This window comes from Rathayibacter sp. VKM Ac-2760 (assembly GCF_009834185.1).
Classification (GTDB): Bacteria; Actinomycetota; Actinomycetes; order Actinomycetales; family Microbacteriaceae; genus Rathayibacter.
The window spans coordinates 1,590,751-1,607,672 of sequence record NZ_CP047173.1 but is presented as its reverse complement, the minus strand read 5'-3'; the positions used below and the strand labels follow the sequence as shown (position 1 = coordinate 1,607,672).

Sequence of the window (16,922 nt, the reverse complement as noted above, 5' to 3'; positions counted from 1 at the left end):
CGAGGCTAGCCGCCGGTGCCGCCGCGCGACAGGGCGCCGCCCTCGGTGAGCGGTCCGCCGGGGTGACGGCGGAGGCGGATCGGGCCCTTCGCGCGCGAGGGGTCGACGACCTGGCCGCCCTGGACGATGTCGATCTCGCCGCGGTCGACGAGGCGGCGGGCGGCGCGGCGGACCGGCTCCATCAGCGGTCGCCACTCCTCGCCGCCGACCCGGCGGGCGATCTCGGACGGGCAGGCGGTGGAGGAGGCGGCACGGGCGAGCAGGACGGTGCGGATCTCCTCCTCGAGCCGCGCTTCCTCCGGGCCGACCCCGCGGCGGCGGCAGGCGTCGGAGCAGTAGCGGACGTTCTCCCAGTCGCGCGCCCACTTCGCGCGCCACTCGATCTCGCGGCCGCAGGAGGCGCAGGTCTTGTTCTCGGGGCGGGTGCTCGACTCGCGGGGGCGGTGGGCCATGTGCTCGAGTCTGCGCGCCGGTCGGTGCGCGTGCCACTGGTTGCGCGGGGAGCGGACGGGGTGGTCGCGGGAGGCGCTCGGAGACGGCGGTGTCATACTCCGCAATGAGGCGAGCGGCTCCTGCCCGGTGCGACAGGCTGGAGGGGCCGTGCTGCGGTGCGAGGGCGGGCCCGTCCTGCCGCCGCATCCCTGATCGATCTGGAGTCTCCGATGAGCCGTGAGAACCTCGCCACCGCGTCCGAGTCCGCCGCGTCCGCGTCCGCCGCGTCCGCGTCCGCTGACAGCCGGCCGCACGCCGCCTTCGCCGGGCTCTCGGCCGCGGAGTTCAAGCTCGCGTTCCGCAACCACGCCGCCGGGGTGGCGCTGATCACGGCCGACCCGGGCACCGGCCCGGTCGCGCTGACCGCGACCTCCGTCTTCTCGGTGAGCGCGGAGCCGCCGCTGTTCGTCTTCTCGCTGTCCTCGGCCTCGTCGAGCTCGCCGGCGATCCAGGCGTCCGAGACCCTCGTCGTGCACCTGCTCGGCGCCGAGCAGCTCGACCTCGCCCGCCTCGGCTCGACCAGCGGCATCGACCGCTTCGCCGACACCTCGATCTGGTCGCGGCTCCCCACCGGCGAGCCCTACTTCCCCGGCGCGGCCGCGTGGATCCGCGGCACCGTGATCAACCGCATGGAGGCCGGCTCGTCGACGATCGTCGCCGTGCACGCCCTCGAGGCGCACGTCCCCGACGACTCCGACGCCACCGCGCCGCTGGTGTACCACAACCGGACGTGGCACCACCTCGGCGAGCACTCCCGCCTGGGCTGACGCGGGCGGCGGCCGTCGCCGCCCCATCCCATTCCTCAAAAGTTGCGGTAGTCGAACGCGACTACCGCAACTTCTGCTGAGTCATCGGCGGAGCGAGCACGACGCGGGCGCACGCGGCGCCGGAGAGTACGCAGAAGTTGCGGTAGCCGGGCGCGACTACCGCAACTCTTGAGGAGTCGGCGGCGCCGACCGCGCTCGCCGCCGTGAGTCCGCAGAAGTCGTCGTACTCGAGTGCCTGCTGCGACGACTTCTGCGGAGTGGTGAGCGGCGAGCGGGGCTCTCGGCTGATGTTCTGGTCGGGGGCGGGTCTCGATACGCGCTGCGCGCTACTCGACCAGCATGGGGCACTCGCCTTCTTCGCCTTCACGGGGTGCCCGCATTCTTAGCCTGCGTGGGGTGCCCGCGTTCTTGGCCTACGTGCGGCGGCCGCGTGCTTCGCCTGCCTGGGGCGCCCGCGTACTTCGCCTGCACGGGGCGCTCGCGTTCTTCGCCCGCATGGGGCGGCCGCGTGCTCGGCCCGCGCCCGGCGCCCGCGCGCTTGTCACGGCCGACGCAGACGCGCAGGGACTTCATGCTGATCGAGTAGCGCGCTCGGCGCGCGTATCGAGATCCCGTGTCGGCTCGTCGCGGTGTCGACGTGCTCACGGGTGTCGGTAGTCCCCCGGAGGGTGGGTCTCGATACGCGCTGCGCGCTACTCGACCAGCATCGGGTGCGCCTCGCGCTGCTCGACCAGCACGGGATGCGCTGCGCGCTCCTCGACCAGCCTGAAGAGGGCTAGGCGTCCGGGCCCGTAGCAACGGCGCGGGCGGGGGTGTTCGACCACTGGGACCAGGAGCCGGGGTAGAGGGACGGGGCGAAGCCGGCGAGGGTGAGGGCGACGGCGTCGGCGGCGGCCGTGACTCCGGAGCCGCAGTAGACGCCGACGGGGGCGTCGGGGCGGACGCCGAGCTGCTCGAAGCGGGTGCGCAGGGCGGCGGCGGCGAGGAAGCGGCCATCGGCGTCGACATTGCCGGTCGCGGGGGCGTTCAGAGCGCCGGGGATGTGGCCGGCGCGGGGATCGATCGGCTCGACGTCGCCGCGGTAGCGCTCGGGGGCGCGGGCGTCGAGGAGGACGCCGGTGGACGGGAGCGCGGCGGCCTCGTCGATGTCGAGCACCGGCAGGGCGCCGTAGGCCAGCTCGACGTCGCCGCACTCAAGCTCCACGGGGCCCGTCTCCAGCGCGCGCCCCGAGGCGGTCCAGGCGCGGAGCGAGCCGTCGAGGAGGCGCACGTCGGCGACTCCGGCGGCGCGCAGCAGCCACCAGGCCCGCGCGGAGGAGAGGTTCTTCAGGTCGTCGTAGACCACGACGGCCTGCCCCTGGCGCAGTCCCCAGCGGCGCGCCGACTCCTGCAGCGCGTCGATCGGCGGCAGGGGGTGGCGGCCGTCCTCCGGAGCGCCGTGTGCGGCGAGCTCGTCGTCGAGATCGACGTAGACGGCGCCGGGGACGTGGCCCTCGAGGTACGCGGGGCGGCCGTCGGGGCGGTCGAGGCGCCAGCGCACGTCGAGGACGAGCGGCGGCTCGGGCGACGCGAGCGCCGACTCCAGCTCGTCGGGGGTGACGAGCACGTCGGAGCGGAGGGTGGTGGTCATGTCGGTCCTCTCGAGGGGTGCGCTCACAGCGCGGTACCGGGATTCAGGATGCCCTGCGGATCGAAGACCCGCTGCACCGCGCGCTGCAGGGCGACGACGTCGGGGCCGAGCTCGCGGCGGGCCCAGTCGCGCTTGAGGGCGCCGACGCCGTGCTCGCCGCTGACGGTGCCGCCGAGCTCGAGGGCCAGGGCGAAGACGGCCTCGGCCGCGGCGTCCGCCTGGCGGCGGGACTGCTCCGAGTCGTCGCGCAGGCGGATGATCGGGTGCAGGTTGCCGTCGCCGGCGTGGGCGAAGACGTAGACGTCGGCGCCGGTGTCCGCGGCGATGGCGTGCACGCGGCGGATCGCCTCGGCGAGGCGGGAGCGGGGCACGGCGATGTCCTCGATCAGCACGCGGCCGCGGCCCTCGATCGCGGGCAGGGCGTCGCGGCGGGCGCTCGCGAGGGCGAGACCCTCGGCCGGGTCGAGGGTGGTCTCGACGCTGAGCGCGGTCGCGGCGAGCACCGCGCGCACCTCGGCGATCTCCTCGGCGGCGCCGAAGCCGTCGGTCTGCACCAGGAGGAAGGCTCCGCCGCGGCCGGCCAGGGTCGAGCCGCGCAGGGCGTCGATGGCCTCGAGCGTGCGGTCGTCGACCAGCTCGAGGACGCTCGGGCGCAGGCCGGCGCGGGCGAGGGCGACAGCCGCCTCGGCGCCCGCGGCCACGTCGGCGAAGAAGGCGGCGGCGGTCGCGGTCGCCCGCGGCCGGGGCAGCAGGCGGAGGGTCGCGCCGACCACCACGCCGAGGCTGCCCTCGGAGCCGACGACGAGCGCGGTGAGGTCGAGGCCGACGACTCCCTTCACGGTGTCGCGGCCGAGGTGGACGAGCGAGCCGTCGGCCAGGACGACGTCGAGCGCGAGGACGGCGTCGCGCGTCACTCCGTACTTCGCGCCGCGCAGGCCCCCGGCGTTGGTGGCGATGGTGCCGCCTATGGTCGCGATCTCGACGCTGCCGGGGTCCGGAGCGTAGAGGAGGCCGTGCACGGCGGCGGCGCGGTCGAGATCGGCGGTGACGACGCCCGGCTCGACCCGGGCGACGCCGTCGACGGGGTCGATCTCGATAATGCGGTCGAGCCCTGAGACGTCGAGGACGAGGACGCCCTCCCCCGCGCTGGCGCCGCCGGCGAGTCCGCTGGCGGCGCCGCGGGTGACGACGGGGATGCCGTGGGCGGAGGCGTGCCGGAGCGCGGCGCGGACGTCGTCGACCGTGCGGGCGCGCACCACGCCGAGCGGGGTGCCGCCGGGCGACCAGCCGGAGCGGTCGGCGGCGGGGACGTCGGCGGTGATCTCGACGGGGGTGGGGTCGACGGCGGTGTCGTCGGCGGGATCGGCGGCGGGGGCGAGCGCGCTCACTCCGCGAGCCGCTCGATGATCGGCGCGGCCGCGGCCGACGCCTTCACCCGCTCGAGGAAGAGGATCACGGTCGCGGCGGCCGAGCGGTGCGTCGCGTCGTTCAGCGCGTCGTGGCGGCCGTCGGCGAGGACGTGGATCTCGGCCCGCGGGGCGGTGCGGTAGACAGCGACCGCCTCCGCGAGCGGGCTGATCGCGTCGGCCGCGCCGTGCAGCGCGAGCAGCGGGACGGTGACGGCGCTCGCGGCGACCGCGAGCAGCTCGGGCGGGAGGGCGGCGTCGCGTGCGGCGGAGTCGGTCTCTCGCTCGAGGACGCCGGCGTGGTTCGGGCAGGCGGTCCGCTCGCCGATGCCCTCGCCGCCCTCGGCGCGCACGGGCAGACCGGCGAGGACGACGGCGTCGACCGGCTCCGTCGCGGCGAGCTCGAGGGCGACGGCCGCGCCGGCGTCGGAGCCGACGAGCACGAGCGGCGCGATGGTCGCGGGGTCGCGGAGGACGGCGAGCGCGGCGTCGCGGACGCCGGGGGCCGTGGCGTCGCCGAAGGCGCGGACGCGGTAGGCGTCGCGGGCGATCCGCGTGCCGAAGCGCTCGTAGACGGCCGGGGTCTCGCCGCGGCCGCCGAGGACGACCAGGGTGCCGCGGGGGGCGATGCCCTCGGGCTCGTCGAAGGCGCGGGCGGCGGGGGCCGTGGTGGGGGCGGTGGGCGGGTGGGTGAGGGTCATGGGGGCTCCTTGTTCGGGCGGACGGACGGGCGGGTGAGTGTTCGGAGGGGGGTGGGTCTCGATACGCCCCTGCGGGGCTACTCGACCAACAAGGAACTGCTGCTCGGCCGATATGGACCGGGGCTGGCGTGGGGGCGGAGTGCATGCTGATCGAGTAGGCCGCGCAGCGGGCGTATCGAGATCCGGCCTCCGCTGGAACGGCTGGCGACGGTGGGTCTCGATACGCCCCTGCGGGGCTACTCGACCAACATGAGGCCGGCCTGGTGGGGCTACTCGGCCAGCACGGGGACGGGGTCGAGCAGGTCCGCGAGCGGGAGGGGCGCGGCGGCCGCGGCGCGGCCGTGCAGGCCGAGCAGGAGCTGCAGGCGCTCGTTCAGAGGGGCGGGCACACCGGCGCGGCGGGCGAGTAGGACGATCTCGCCGGTGAGGTGGTCGATCTCGCTGCTCGTGCCGCGGGCGGCGCTCTGCCAGGTCGACAGCCGGCCGGCGGTGTGGTCGGGTACGGGATCGACGGCGAGGCGGGTGCCGTCGTCGGCCGCGACCGCGAGGCCGTTCGCGGCGAGGGCCACGCGCGCCTCCGCGACGAGCAGCTCGCGCGCGGCGGCGCGCTGCTCGGCCGGGCCCTCGAACAGGTCGAGGCCGTTGGCCGCGTTGGCCAGCAGCTTGCGCGCCTTCCACGCGCCGATGTCCGGCACGGCGCGGGCCGCGAAGCCCGCGCCGCGGAGGATCGCGGCGTACTCCTCGGCCCGCGGGTCGGTGGCGTCGGGGTGGCGGCCGATCCAGAGCACGCCGACGGTCGGGAACGAGGGCGAGACGACCTCACCGGGCACCAGGAAGCTCGCGGCGATGCCGATCGACACTCCGTAGACCTGGGCGAAGCGGCGCAGGGCGTGGTCCTCGGTGGCGAGGCCGTTCTGCAGCGTCAGCACCGGCAGCTCCGATGCGGCGCCGCCCCCGGCGAGCGGCGTCCAGGCCCACTCGGCGAGCGCCGCCTCCGCGTCCTGGGCCTTCACGGCGAGCACGAGGACGTCGCCGCGGGCGGGTGCCGCCTCCTCGGGAGTGCCCGCGACGGGGAGGCGCACGGTCTCCTCGCCCGCGGGGCGGCGGAGGCGCAGCCCGCGCTCGCGGAGGATCCGCAGCTGCTCGCCGCGCGCCACCAGCAGCACGGGCTGCCCGGCCAGGTGCAGCTGGGCGGCGAGCACGGAGCCGACGGCCCCGGCGCCGATCACGAGGAACCGGCCGCTCACGAGCGGATCCCCGACCGGCCGGGGATCGCCGCGAGCAGCGTCCGGGTGTACTCCGCCTCGGGCGCGCCGAAGACGCGGGCGGTGCTCCCCGCCTCCTGCACCCGGCCTCGGTCGAGGACGACGACCTCGTGCGACACCTCGGCGACGACCGCCAGATCGTGCGAGACGAAGAGGTAGGCGACGCCGAGGTCGCGCTGCAGCTCGACCAGCAGCTCCAGGATCTGCGCCTGCACCGACACGTCCAGCGCCGAGACGGGCTCGTCGAGGAGCACCAGGTCGGGGCCGAGGGCGAGCGCGCGGGCGATCGCGACCCGCTGGCGCTGGCCGCCGGAGAGCTCGGCCGGCAGGCGCGAGAGGAAGGAGTCGGGCAGCCCGACCCGGTCGAGCAGCTCGCGGGCCCGCTCCAGCCGCGAGGCGCGGTCGCCGATCCGGAAGGAGACCAGCGGCTCGACGACCGACTCCAGCACCGTGAAGCGCGGGTCGAGCGCGGCGAACGGGTTCTGCTGCACCAGCTGGATCCGACGGCGCAGCGGCCGCCACTGCCGGTCGCTCGCCGCGGTGAGGTCCTCCCCCTCCACGAGCACCCGGCCGCTCGACGCCCGCTCGAGGCCGAGGGCGATCCGCAGCGCGGTCGTCTTGCCCGAGCCCGACTCCCCCACCAGCGCGAGGGTCTGCCCCGCGCGGATCGAGAACGAGACGTCGTCGAGCGCCCGGTACGGCGGGCGGCGGCCCGGCAGCGCGAAGTCCTTCACCACGTTCTCGACCCGGACGATCTCGGGAGCCGGCTCGACGTGCTCGAAGCGCAGCACGAGCTCGCCGCCGAGTCCCGGCGCCGCCGCGAGCAGCTCGCGGGTGTAGTCCTCTCGCGGCGCGACCAGGATCTGCGCCGGCGGCCCCTCCTCCACCACGCGGCCCTCGCGGAGCACGAGGACGCGGTCGGCCCGGTCGGCGGCGACGGCGAGGTCGTGCGTGATGATCAGCAGCGCGATGCCCTGCTCGCGGACGAGCGACTGCAGGTGGTCGAGCAGGCGCTTCTGCACGGTGACGTCGAGGGCGGAGGTCGGCTCGTCGGCGATGATCACCCGTGGCCGGCCGGCCAGGGCGATCGCGATCAGCGCCCGCTGGCGCAGCCCGCCGGACAGCTCGTGCGGGTCCTGCCGGGCGCGCAGCTCCGGATCGTCGATGCCCGACTGCCGCAGCGCCTCGAGCACCTCGGCGTCGACGGAGCGGCGGTCAACGCCGCGCAGGCGCACCGCCTCCGCCACCTGGGCGCCGATGCGCAGCGTCGGGTTGAGCCCGACCATCGGGTCCTGCGGCACGAGGCCGACGAACCGGCCACGCAGGTGCCGGAGCCGCTTCTCGGCCGCACGGGTCACGTCCTCGCCGGCGAGCGCGATCGAGCCGCCGGTGATCCGGCCGCCGGAGGGCAGCAGGCCGAGCACGGCGTTCGCGGTCGTCGACTTGCCCGAGCCGGACTCTCCGACCACGGCGACGATCTCGCCGGGCGCGATCTCGAGCGAGACCTCGTGCACGACGGTGCGCTCGCCGTAGGCGACGCTGAGGCGGTCGAGCCGCACGAGCGGGCCGGACGCGAGGGGCCTGGCAGAGGGGACCACGCCGGCGCTCATCGCTGCACCTCCTCGAGGCTCTTGGCCACGTGGTTGAGCGCGAAGACGAGCAGCCCGACGAAGAGCCCCGGCAGCAGCGACAGCCACGGGCTCGTCACGAGGTAGTTGCGGCCGCTCGAGATCAGCGTCCCCCACTCCGCCGCGGGCGGGGCCGCGCCGAAGCCGAGGAAGCTCAGCGCGGCGATCGCGATGATCGCGGTGCCGAGATCGAGGACCGCCAGCACGGCGACCGGCCCCCAGGAGTTCGGCAGGACGTGCCGGACGAGCACGCTCAGCCGGCTCGCCCCTCCGGTGCGCGCGGCCTCGACGTAGGGCAGCGTGCGCACCCGGAGCACCTCGGCCCGGGTGGTGCGGGCGAAGCCGGGCAGGATGCCGATGCCCACGGCGAGCGCCACGGGCAGCGTGCCGAAGCCGATCGCGGTGACGATCGCGAGGGCCAGCAGCAGCCCGGGGATCGCGAGCAGCACGTCGACGACGCGCATGATCACCGCGTCCACCACTCCGCCCGCGGAGCCGGAGACCACGCCGAGCGTCAGCCCGCCGACCAGGGCGATCGCGAGGGCGATCACGGTCGCCTGCACCGTCAAGGCCCCGCCGTGCAGGACCCGCGCGAACAGGTCGCGGCCCAGCTCGTCGGTGCCGAAGAGGTGCACGAGGCTCGGCGCCTGCAGCTTGTCGGCCGGCGCGGTCGCCGTCGGGTCGACGCCGGTGAAGAGCGAGGGAGCGATCGCCGAGGCGAGGACGAACAGCACGAAGACCAGCGCCAGGACGAAGCCCGGACGGCGCAGCAGCAGGCGGAGGATCCGCGCGCGGCGGGCGCCCCGGCCGTGCGCCGCGCGGGTGAGCGGCTCGGGGACGACGAGCGCCTCGGGCCGGGTGAGTTCGAGAGTCATGGTCGGCTCGCCTTCGGTGTCGAGGTGATGCGCGGATCGAGGAGGGGGTAGAGCAGGTCGACCAGGAGGTTGATGCCGACGAACACGACGGCCGCCAGCACGACGATCGCCTGGACGACCGGCACGTCCTGGGTGAGCACCGACTCCTGGGCGAGCGTGCCGATGCCCTGCCGGGCGAAGATCGTCTCGGCGACGATCGCTCCCGTGACGGTGTTGCCGGCCAGGATCCCGAGGATCGTCAGCGTCGGCAGCGAGGCGTTGCGGAAGGCGTGCCGCCACTGCACCGCGCCGCGGGAGAGGCCCTTGGCGCGCGCCGTGGTGATGTACGCCTCCGCCTCGACGTCCGCGAAGCTGCGGATCAGCACCTGGGCGAGCATCGCCGAGGTCGGGATCGCCATCGTCACCGCCGGCAGGATCAGGCTCGCAGGGGTCGCGCTGCCGGTGGAGGGCAGCAGGTGCAGTGAGAAGGCGAAGAACTGGATCAGCAGCAGGCCGATCCAGAAGCCGGGGAACGCCACGCCCGCGGAGGGCAGCCGGCCGAGCAGGGTCTTCAGCGGCGCCCAGCGGACGTACGCCGCCAGGTAGGCGAGCACGGTGCCGCCGATCAGCGCGAGGCCGATCGCCAGGGCGCTGAGCTGCAGGGTGCCGGGCAGCTTCTCGGCGATCAGGTCGGTGACCGGGATCCCCTTGGTGATCGAGGTGCCGAAGTCGCCTCGCAGCGCGTCGCCGAGCATCGTGACGTACTGCTGCCAGACCGGCTGGTCGAGTCCGTAGCGCGCCTGCGCCTCGGCGAGCTGCTGCGGGGTGAGCGAGTCCACCTCGACGTTGTTCGCCGAGAGGAGCAGCGCCAGCGGGTCGCTCGGCAGCAGCCAGAGCACCGCGAAGGTCACCGTGTAGGCGGCCCAGAGCACCAGGACCGCCTGGCCGAGCCGCCCGAGCAGGTAGCGGCCGAGGCCCGAGGGGGCCGAGCGGGTGCCCGGCCTCCCCGGTGCGATCCCCGGTGCCGCAGCCGGGGCCGGGGCCGACCCGAGCGCGGTCACGGCTGGATCCAGGCGTCGGCGAAGTCGCCGAACGCCTCCGAGGTGAAGCGGAAGCCGTGCACCGCCGACGAGACGCCCGCCAGCTGCACCCGCTCGGCGAACGGGAAGACCAGCGCGTCGTCGATCAGGTAGTCCTGCAGCTCGCCGTAGACCTCGGCGCGCGCCGCGGTGTCGACCGTCTGCACGCCCTCGTCGAGCAGGGCCTGCACGGTCGCGGCCTGCTCGGCGTCGAGGCCGTTCGTCGCCTGCGCCTTCGAGCCGGCGTAGCGGGAGTCGATGATCCACTGGATCACTCCCGGGTCGGCCCGCGTGTAGTAGGTCGAGATCAGGTCGTAGTCGCCGCTGTTCAGCACGTCGGCGCGCTGGGCGTTGGTGATCACGTTCAGCTCGAGCTCGATGCCGACCTGCTTCAGCTGGTCCTGGATCAGCTGATCGCCCGCGCCGAACTGGGTGACGATCGGCACCGACAGCGTCAGCCGCCGCCCGTCCTTCGAGCGGTAGCCGTCGTCGCCGAGCTCCCAGCCGGCCTCGTCGAGCAGCTCGGCCGCTCCCTCGGCGTCGAAGGCGAGCGCCGACGACTCGTCCGTGTAGAACGGCGTGGTCGTGTTGTAGATGCTGGTCGCGGCCGGGTAGCCGGCGCCGAAGACCGTGGACGCGTAGGTCTCGCGGTCGATCGCCTTCTGCACCGCCTGGCGCACCCGCTCGTCGGAGAGGATCTTCCCCTCGGCGACGTTCGGGTAGTAGTTGCTCGCGGGTCCGGGCAGCGAGCGGCTCTCGACGGTGTCGCCGGAGCCGGTGATCACGGCCTGGTCGTTCTCCGAGATCGGGTTCCGCGGCCAGGCGATGTCGATCTCGTCGCTGGTCAGCTGCCCGACGCGGACGCTGTCCTCCGCGACGTAGCTGATGTCGATGCCGTCGAGGTGCGCCTCCCCGGTGTTCTCGCGCAGGGCCGAGCCCCAGGCGTACCCGTCGCGCTTGTCCAGCGTGATGCCGGTGCCGGGGGTGTAGCCGGTCAGCGTGAACGGGCCGGAGCCGACGATGCCGCCGAGGCAGCGCTCCTCGGGCGTCTTCTCGTAGGAAGCGGCGGCGAGGATCGCGAGGTTGGTGGTCGAGGTGCCCTGCAGGAACGCGGCGTTCGGCGTGGAGAAGACGACCTTCACGGTGTCGGCGTCCACCACCTCCGTGCCCGAGTAGCCGGCGAGGTAGACGCCTCCGTAGGCCGAGGGCAGCTGCGCGAGGGTGGCCTTGTCGTTGTCGAACGAGGTCTTCACGCTCTCCGCGGTGAAGGGCGTGCCGTCCGAGAAGGTGACGTCGGTGCGCAGGTCGAAGGTGTACTCGGTGCCCGCGTCGTTCACGCTCCAGTCGGTGGCGAGCCAGGGCTGGATCTCGCCGGTCTCCGGATCCTGGTCGGTGAGCGAGTCGGCGACGTTGCGGATCACCGTGCGGTGCTCGATCCAGTAGGTCTGGAACGGGTCGACGCAGGAGAACGCGGCGTTGTCGGGGAAGAAGGCGAGCGAGAGCCGGCCGCCGTCGACGGGGGTCGCGTCGTCGGAGACGGCGCCCGCGCCCGAGGCGCCCGAGCAGGCGGAGAGGGCCAGCGCGGAGGCGAGGGCGAGCGCGGCGGCGGCGGTGCCGGATCGTCGGAGGGGGCGTGAGCGGAAGGAGCGTGAGCGGTGGAACGTCATGAGGGTGGTCTCCCGTGCAGAGAAGTCGAGGTGCGGGGGTGTCGGAGTGCGGGGTGTCGGAGCGCGGCGCGTCAGAGCGCGGCGGCCGCGAGCGAGCGCGTGCCGGCGATCAGGAGGGCGGCGTCGTCCTGCGGCGGGTGCACCCGGGAGGCGAGGACGTCGCGGAGGTGCCGCTCGAGCGGGTGATGCCGGGTGAGGCCGGGGTTGCCGAGTGCGGCGACGGCCGTCTCGACCGCGGTGACGGCCGAGCGGGTGGCGAGCAGCTTACCGACCACGAGGCGCTCAGCGGTGCGCGGATCACCCGCGTCCACTCGCGCGGCCAGCGAGAGCAGCACCTCCTCCGCCTGCACCAGCTGCGCCTGGATCTCGCCGGCGACCGAGCGGATCCGCTCCGTCGTGGCGATCGGCCGGCCGAGCGAGGTCGGGACCCGCTCGTTCGCGAAGCGCACGAAGAAGCTCTGCGCCGCCCGACCGACGCCGACGTAGAGCGCCGCGACGGCCAGGCCGAAGCCGCCGGCCGCCCCGGCCTCGGGCGCGAGCTGCGAGCGGGGAGTCCCGCGGAAGTGCTCGAGCGGCAGGCGGACCTGCTCGTAGACCACGTCGTGCGTGCTCGAGGCCCGCTGGCCCAGGTGGTCCCAGGTCCGCTCGATCCGGACGCCGGGGGCGTCGCCGGGCACGATCGCGTGCGCGAGCTCGGGCTCGCCCGACGCCCCGCCGTGATCGACCGCCCAGACCAGGTGGAACGCCAGCCCCTCCGAGCCGGTGGCGAAGCCCTTGCGGCCCTCGAGCAGCCAGCCGTCACCGTCGCGACGGATCGTCGTGGCCGGCAGACCGCCCCGGGCGGGTGCGCCCCACTCGGGCTCGGCGCGCACCGTATTGAGCAGTACGGGGCGCTCGGCGGAGTCGGCGAGCACCGAGCGGTAGAGCTCCTCCGGCCAGAGCGCGGCGCGGTCCTGCGCGGCGTGCTGGAGCACGGTCATCGCCGAGATCAGCGCGACCGCCGGGTCGCCCTGGCCGAGCGCGCCGAAGACGCGGACGAGGTCGACGGTGGAGGCGGGCGAGCCGCCGTAGCGGGTGCCGACTCCGAGGGAGAGCAGTCCCGCCTCGTGCACGGCCTGGATCCCCCGCCAGGGGAACTCGGCGGTGCGGTCGTAGTGCTCGGCGGTCTCGGCCAGGCGGGCGGTGATCCGGGCGAGCGCGCGGTCGGAGAGGTCGGCCGCGGGGAGGACGGCGGCGGCGGGCGCTCCCGTGAGCAGCGTCACGCGATCGCCCCGGCGAGCTCGGCCTCGAGCGGCGGCTGCGCGACGATCTCGCCGCGGCGCCCGGTCGCCTCGCGGTGCGCGAGCTCCTCGCGGACCAGCGGGATGACGTACCGGCCGTAGTCGACCGCGTCGTTCAGGTTGTCGTAGCCGCGGATCGAGATCAGGTCGGCGCCGAGGTCGACGTAGTCGAGGATCGCCGCGGCGACCGTCTCCGGCGTGCCGACGAGCGCGGTGGAGGCGCCGGCCGCCCCGGTGGCGGTCGCGGTCGGCGTCCAGAGCGCGCGGTCGTGCAGGTCCTTCCGCCGCGCGATGTCGAGGAGGCGCTGCGAGCCGACGTTCGCCGGGCCGGTGGCACTCGGCGTCTGCACCCAGAGCCCCTTCTCGCCCTTCCGCGGATGCGCCGAGCCGGAGCGGCTCTGCAGGATGCCGAGGATCCGGTGCGCCTTCTCCCAGGCGAGCTCCTCGGTCGGCGCGATGATCGGCCGGAAGGTGACCCAGGTGCGCGGGGTGTCGGCGCGGCCGGCGGCGAGCGCCGCGTCCGCGATCCGGTCGATCTGCTGCTGGGTGTCGGCCAGCGGCTCACCCCACAGGCCGAAGATGTCGGCGAGCGCGCCGCCCTGGCGGTAGGCCTCGTCGCTCGAGCCGCCGACCGAGATCGGGATGGTGCCGCGCACCGGCCGCACCCGCGAGACGAAGTCCTCGAAGCGGTAGTACTCGCCCTCGTGGTCGAACGGCTCGGTCGCCGACCAGACGCGGCGCAGGATGCGGAGGTACTCCTCCTGCCGCGCGTAGCGCTCCGCCTTGCTCAGGCGGTCGCCCTCGCGGGCCTGCTCGTGGTCGTTGCCGCCGGCGATGAAGTGCACGACCGCGCGGCCGCCGGAGAGCTGGTCGAGGGTGGCGAGCGCCTTCGCGGCGACGGTCGGGTAGACCGTGTTGGGCCGCAGCGCGACGATCGGCTTCAGGTGCTCGGTGTACTGGGTCACCGCGGCGGCGATCGTGAACGGGTCGTGCCCGGCCGAGCCGTAGGGCACCAGCGTGTAGTCGAAGCCGCCGTCCTCGAGGATCCGGGAGTAGCGGCGCAGATGGGCTACGTCGATCGCCGGGTCGGCGAGGCCGTTGACCTCGTTGGAGTGGTTGACGTTGATCGCGGAGATGAACTCGACGGTCATGGGAGGTCCTTTCGAGAGGGTGCGGAGGCGCACCGGGGAGGCGCGCGGGCACGCGGGAGGAGCGCGGGAGGGCGCGGAGAGAGGGACGCGCGGCGGCCGCGGAGGCGGGCGGCGGCGCGCAGAGGCCGGGACGGGAGCGGCGAGGGCCGGCCGTCGGGCGGAGGAGTCGGGCGACGCGGAGGCGTCAGCGGGAGACCGGACAGGAACATCCGCGCACCGGCGCGAAAGGGTTCCCGTCCGAGGACATTCGGGCGCCGATGCTCCCGCGGCTCGCTGCACCGGTCGCGCCGAGCGGCGCGGCGGCGGTGAGGGCGGGCGGGAACGTCATGGCTCCGACGCTACGGGCGGGGTGCTCCGGGCGTCCAACGATGATTCCGGATGCGTTCCGATCGGCGATCCCGATCGTTGGTAACGATTCGTCACACCCGCACCGGCGGCCGGCGACGGTCGTCACACTCGCGCGCCCGCGGGCACCGCGACCGGCCGCGCCCGCACGGTCCCGAAGACCTCCGCGAGCGCGGCGAGCGCCGTGTCCTCGACGTCCGGGGCCAGACCGCGCCGCGAGACGAGGCGCAGGTTGACCGAGCCGAGCGCCGGCAGATCGTGCCGCACGACGAGTCCCTCGGCGACCGTGCCGCGGTGCGCGGTCGGCAGCACCGCGACTCCGACACCGGCGCGGGCCGCCGCGATCACGCCCTCCAGCCCCGCCGACTCGGCGACCACCCGCACCTCGTGGCCGAAGGCGCCGAGCTGCTGTAGCGCGCGCTGGCGCATCCCGCACGGCTCGGAGTAGGCGACGAGCGGGATCGGCGCGTCCTCCGGCGGCTGCCAGCCGGGCGCCGAGTACCAGTCGAGCGGCAGCGTCGCGACCTGGCGCCCCGGCAGGTCACCGCCCACGCCGAGGATGACCGCGAGATCGACGACGCCGCGGGCCACCGCCTCCGCCAGGTGGGTGGAGCGGTCGAGTGTGAAGGTGAGCGGGCGGTCGTCGAAGGCGCGGTGCAGGGTCTCGAGCAGCCGGGGCAGCAGCTGCTCCGCGGCCGGCTCGGTCAGGCCGAGGGCGAGCGGATTCTCGCTCGCCGCGTCGAGCAGCTCCAGCGCATCGTCGTGCACCGCCAGGATCCGGCGGGCCTGCACCAGGAGGCGCTCGCCGGCCGGCGTGAAGCGGGCCCTGCGCCCGACCTTCTCGATGAAGGTGCGCTCAAGCCGCCGCTCGAGGGTGCGGACGTGCTGCGAGACGGTCGGCTGGCTGATGTGCAGGGCGACGGCCGCCCGGCCGAATCCGCCGCAGTCGGCGATCGCCACGAGCGTGCGCAGGTGGACGATGTCGAGGGTCTCGGGCATCCCCCGACGCTACGCACGCGCCCGACCCGGGGCGACCCGCGGCGCAACAAGCCGACACGTCCGGGGGACGGCGAACGGCCGGGACCCCCGCTGATGCGGGAGTCCCGGCCGGACACGCGTGTCGGATGCTGTCGTGAGGTCAGTGCGCGAGCACCGGCTCCGCGGAGGCTCCGGTCGAGACCGCGAGGCCCGCCGAGCGGCGGCGGAACAGCAGCACCGAGAGCACCGCGCCGAGGGCGAAGAAGCCCGCGCCCCAGCCGTAGGCGACCGCGTAGCTCTGCACGGCGGCCTCCGCCGCGGTCGCCGCCGTGGTCGGGGTGTGCGTGAGGAGGTAGTCGGTGACCGCCGTCGCCGCGAGCGTGTTCAGCAGCGCGGTGCCGATCGAGCCGCCGACCTGCTGGCTGGTGTTGACCATCGCCGAGGCGACGCCGGCGAAGCGCGCGTCGACTCCGCGGGTGGCGGTCTGCATCGAGCCGGGCATGATCGAGCCCATCGCGAAGCCGAGCACCATCAGCGCCGGCAGCACGTCGGGCGCGTAGCCGCTGTCGAGGTCGAGGCGGGTGAGCAGGAGCATGCCGACCACGCCGAGCAGCATGCCGAAGGTCACCATGATCTTCGGGCCGAAGCGCGGCAGGAGCAGGTTGGTCGAGAGCTGCGCGGCGAGCACGAGCATCCCGATCATCGGCAGGAACGACAGCCCGGTCTGGATCGGCGAGTAGCCGAGCGACACCTGCAGGTAGTAGGTGACGAAGAGGAAGATCCCGAACATCCCCGCGCCGGCGATCAGCACCGAGAGGTACGCGGCGCCGCGGTCGCGGTCGAGCACGATCGGCAGCGGCAGCAGCGGGTGCTCGGTCGTGCGCTGGCGGAGGACGAAGCCGACCAGCAGCACCACCGCCGCGGCGAGCGGCACCCAGGTCATCGGCGAGTCCCAGCCGTCGGTCTCCGCGTTGGCGAAGCCGAAGACCAGGCCGAACAGCGCGGCCGAGACCAGGATCGTGCCGGGCACGTCGAGCTTCGGGCGCGGGCCGACGCGGTCGATGGTCGGCACGAAGACGATCGCGCCGATGACCGCGACGACCGCGATCACGACGTTGATGTAGAGGTTCCAGCGCCAGTCGAAGCTCTCGGTCAGCACGCCGCCGAGCAGGAGGCCGACCGCGCCGCCGGCACCGGCGATCGCGCCGAACACGCCGAACGCACGCGCCCGCTCCTTCGGCACGGTGAACGTGGTGGTCAGGACGGCGAGCGCCGTCGGGGCGAGCAGGGCGCCGAACACGCCCTGGAGCGCGCGGGCCGCGATGAGCAGCTCGAAGTTCGGGGCGGCCCCGCCGAGCGCGGAGGCGATCGCGAAGCCGATCAGGCCGATGACGAAGGTGCGCTTGCGGCCGATCAGGTCGGAGAGGCGGCCGCCGAGCAGCAGGAGGCTGCCGAAGGCGAGGGAGTAGGCGGTGACGACCCACTGGCGGTCGCCGTCGGAGAAGCCGAGGTCGGCCTGGGCGGCGGGGAGGGCGATGTTCACGACGGTGGAGTCGAGCACGACCATGAGCTGGGCGAGCCCGACGGCGACGAGCGTCCACCAGCGGCGGGAGGACGGGGCCGGAACCGCGGGGGCGGCGGAGTCCGGCAGGGAAGTGGTCTGCGACATGGAGGAGACC

The 16,922-nt window shown here is 74.6% G+C and carries 14 protein-coding genes; 1 reads left to right on the top strand and 13 read right to left on the bottom strand.

Features of this window, described 5'->3' with window-relative positions:
• Positions 1-5: 5 nt before the first annotated feature.
• Entirely contained in the window at positions 6-452 is a 447-nt protein-coding gene (locus GSU72_RS07225; RefSeq protein ID WP_159984416.1) for a DUF2256 and DUF3253 domain-containing protein, read from the bottom strand.
• Between the two features lie 210 nt (positions 453-662).
• Here GSU72_RS07225 and GSU72_RS07220 point away from each other — a divergent pair, with 210 nt between their 5' ends.
• On the top strand, positions 663-1,259 hold the full coding sequence (locus GSU72_RS07220) for a flavin reductase family protein (RefSeq protein ID WP_159984415.1): 597 nt from the start codon (positions 663-665) through the stop codon (positions 1,257-1,259).
• 775 nt (positions 1,260-2,034) lie between these two features.
• Here the strand turns inward: GSU72_RS07220 and GSU72_RS07215 are convergent.
• From GSU72_RS07215 to GSU72_RS07165, 12 genes are all read right to left on the bottom strand, one after another.
• The gene (locus GSU72_RS07215; protein ID WP_159984414.1) at positions 2,035-2,889 is read right to left on the bottom strand and encodes a sulfurtransferase; all 855 of its coding nucleotides are present in this window, start codon (positions 2,887-2,889) and stop codon (positions 2,035-2,037) included.
• A 23-nt stretch (positions 2,890-2,912) separates the two neighbouring features.
• The gene (locus GSU72_RS21540; protein ID WP_244256032.1) at positions 2,913-4,277 is read right to left on the bottom strand and encodes an FAD-linked oxidase C-terminal domain-containing protein; all 1,365 of its coding nucleotides are present in this window, start codon (positions 4,275-4,277) and stop codon (positions 2,913-2,915) included.
• Positions 4,274-4,996 carry an alpha/beta hydrolase gene (locus tag GSU72_RS21535; protein ID WP_244256031.1) on the bottom strand — a complete coding sequence of 241 codons (723 nt, stop codon included), beginning with the start codon at positions 4,994-4,996 and terminating at the stop codon, positions 4,274-4,276. Before GSU72_RS21535 ends, GSU72_RS21540 begins: the two co-directional genes overlap by 4 nt.
• A gap of 269 nt (positions 4,997-5,265) precedes the next feature.
• Positions 5,266-6,243 carry a 2-dehydropantoate 2-reductase N-terminal domain-containing protein gene (locus tag GSU72_RS07205; protein WP_159984413.1) on the bottom strand — a complete coding sequence of 326 codons (978 nt, stop codon included), beginning with the start codon at positions 6,241-6,243 and terminating at the stop codon, positions 5,266-5,268.
• The gene (locus GSU72_RS07200) at positions 6,240-7,871 is read right to left on the bottom strand and encodes an ABC transporter ATP-binding protein (protein WP_159984412.1); all 1,632 of its coding nucleotides are present in this window, start codon (positions 7,869-7,871) and stop codon (positions 6,240-6,242) included. Before GSU72_RS07200 ends, GSU72_RS07205 begins: the two co-directional genes overlap by 4 nt.
• Complete coding sequence (locus tag GSU72_RS07195; protein WP_159984411.1) at positions 7,868-8,764, bottom strand: ABC transporter permease; 897 nt, start codon at positions 8,762-8,764, stop codon at positions 7,868-7,870. The genes GSU72_RS07200 and GSU72_RS07195 overlap by 4 nt, the downstream gene beginning before the upstream one ends.
• Positions 8,761-9,804, bottom strand: coding sequence for an ABC transporter permease (locus GSU72_RS07190; RefSeq protein WP_244256030.1), 1,044 nt, complete (start codon positions 9,802-9,804; stop codon positions 8,761-8,763). The genes GSU72_RS07195 and GSU72_RS07190 overlap by 4 nt, the downstream gene beginning before the upstream one ends.
• The gene (locus GSU72_RS07185) at positions 9,801-11,489 is read right to left on the bottom strand and encodes an ABC transporter substrate-binding protein (RefSeq protein WP_159984410.1); all 1,689 of its coding nucleotides are present in this window, start codon (positions 11,487-11,489) and stop codon (positions 9,801-9,803) included. The genes GSU72_RS07190 and GSU72_RS07185 overlap by 4 nt, the downstream gene beginning before the upstream one ends.
• A 71-nt stretch (positions 11,490-11,560) precedes the next feature.
• On the bottom strand, positions 11,561-12,751 hold the full coding sequence (locus GSU72_RS07180; protein WP_159984409.1) for an acyl-CoA dehydrogenase family protein: 1,191 nt from the start codon (positions 12,749-12,751) through the stop codon (positions 11,561-11,563).
• Positions 12,748-13,920: an LLM class flavin-dependent oxidoreductase gene (locus GSU72_RS07175; protein WP_159984408.1), complete on the bottom strand. Its 1,173-nt coding sequence runs from the start codon at positions 13,918-13,920 to the stop codon at positions 12,748-12,750. Before GSU72_RS07175 ends, GSU72_RS07180 begins: the two co-directional genes overlap by 4 nt.
• Positions 13,921-14,370: 450 nt before the next feature.
• Positions 14,371-15,264 carry a LysR family transcriptional regulator gene (locus tag GSU72_RS07170; protein ID WP_159984407.1) on the bottom strand — a complete coding sequence of 298 codons (894 nt, stop codon included), beginning with the start codon at positions 15,262-15,264 and terminating at the stop codon, positions 14,371-14,373.
• Between the two features lie 139 nt (positions 15,265-15,403).
• A complete protein-coding gene (locus tag GSU72_RS07165; RefSeq protein WP_159984406.1) occupies positions 15,404-16,912 on the bottom strand; it encodes an MFS transporter in 1,509 nt (502 codons plus the stop codon).
• Positions 16,913-16,922: the final 10 nt, after the last annotated feature.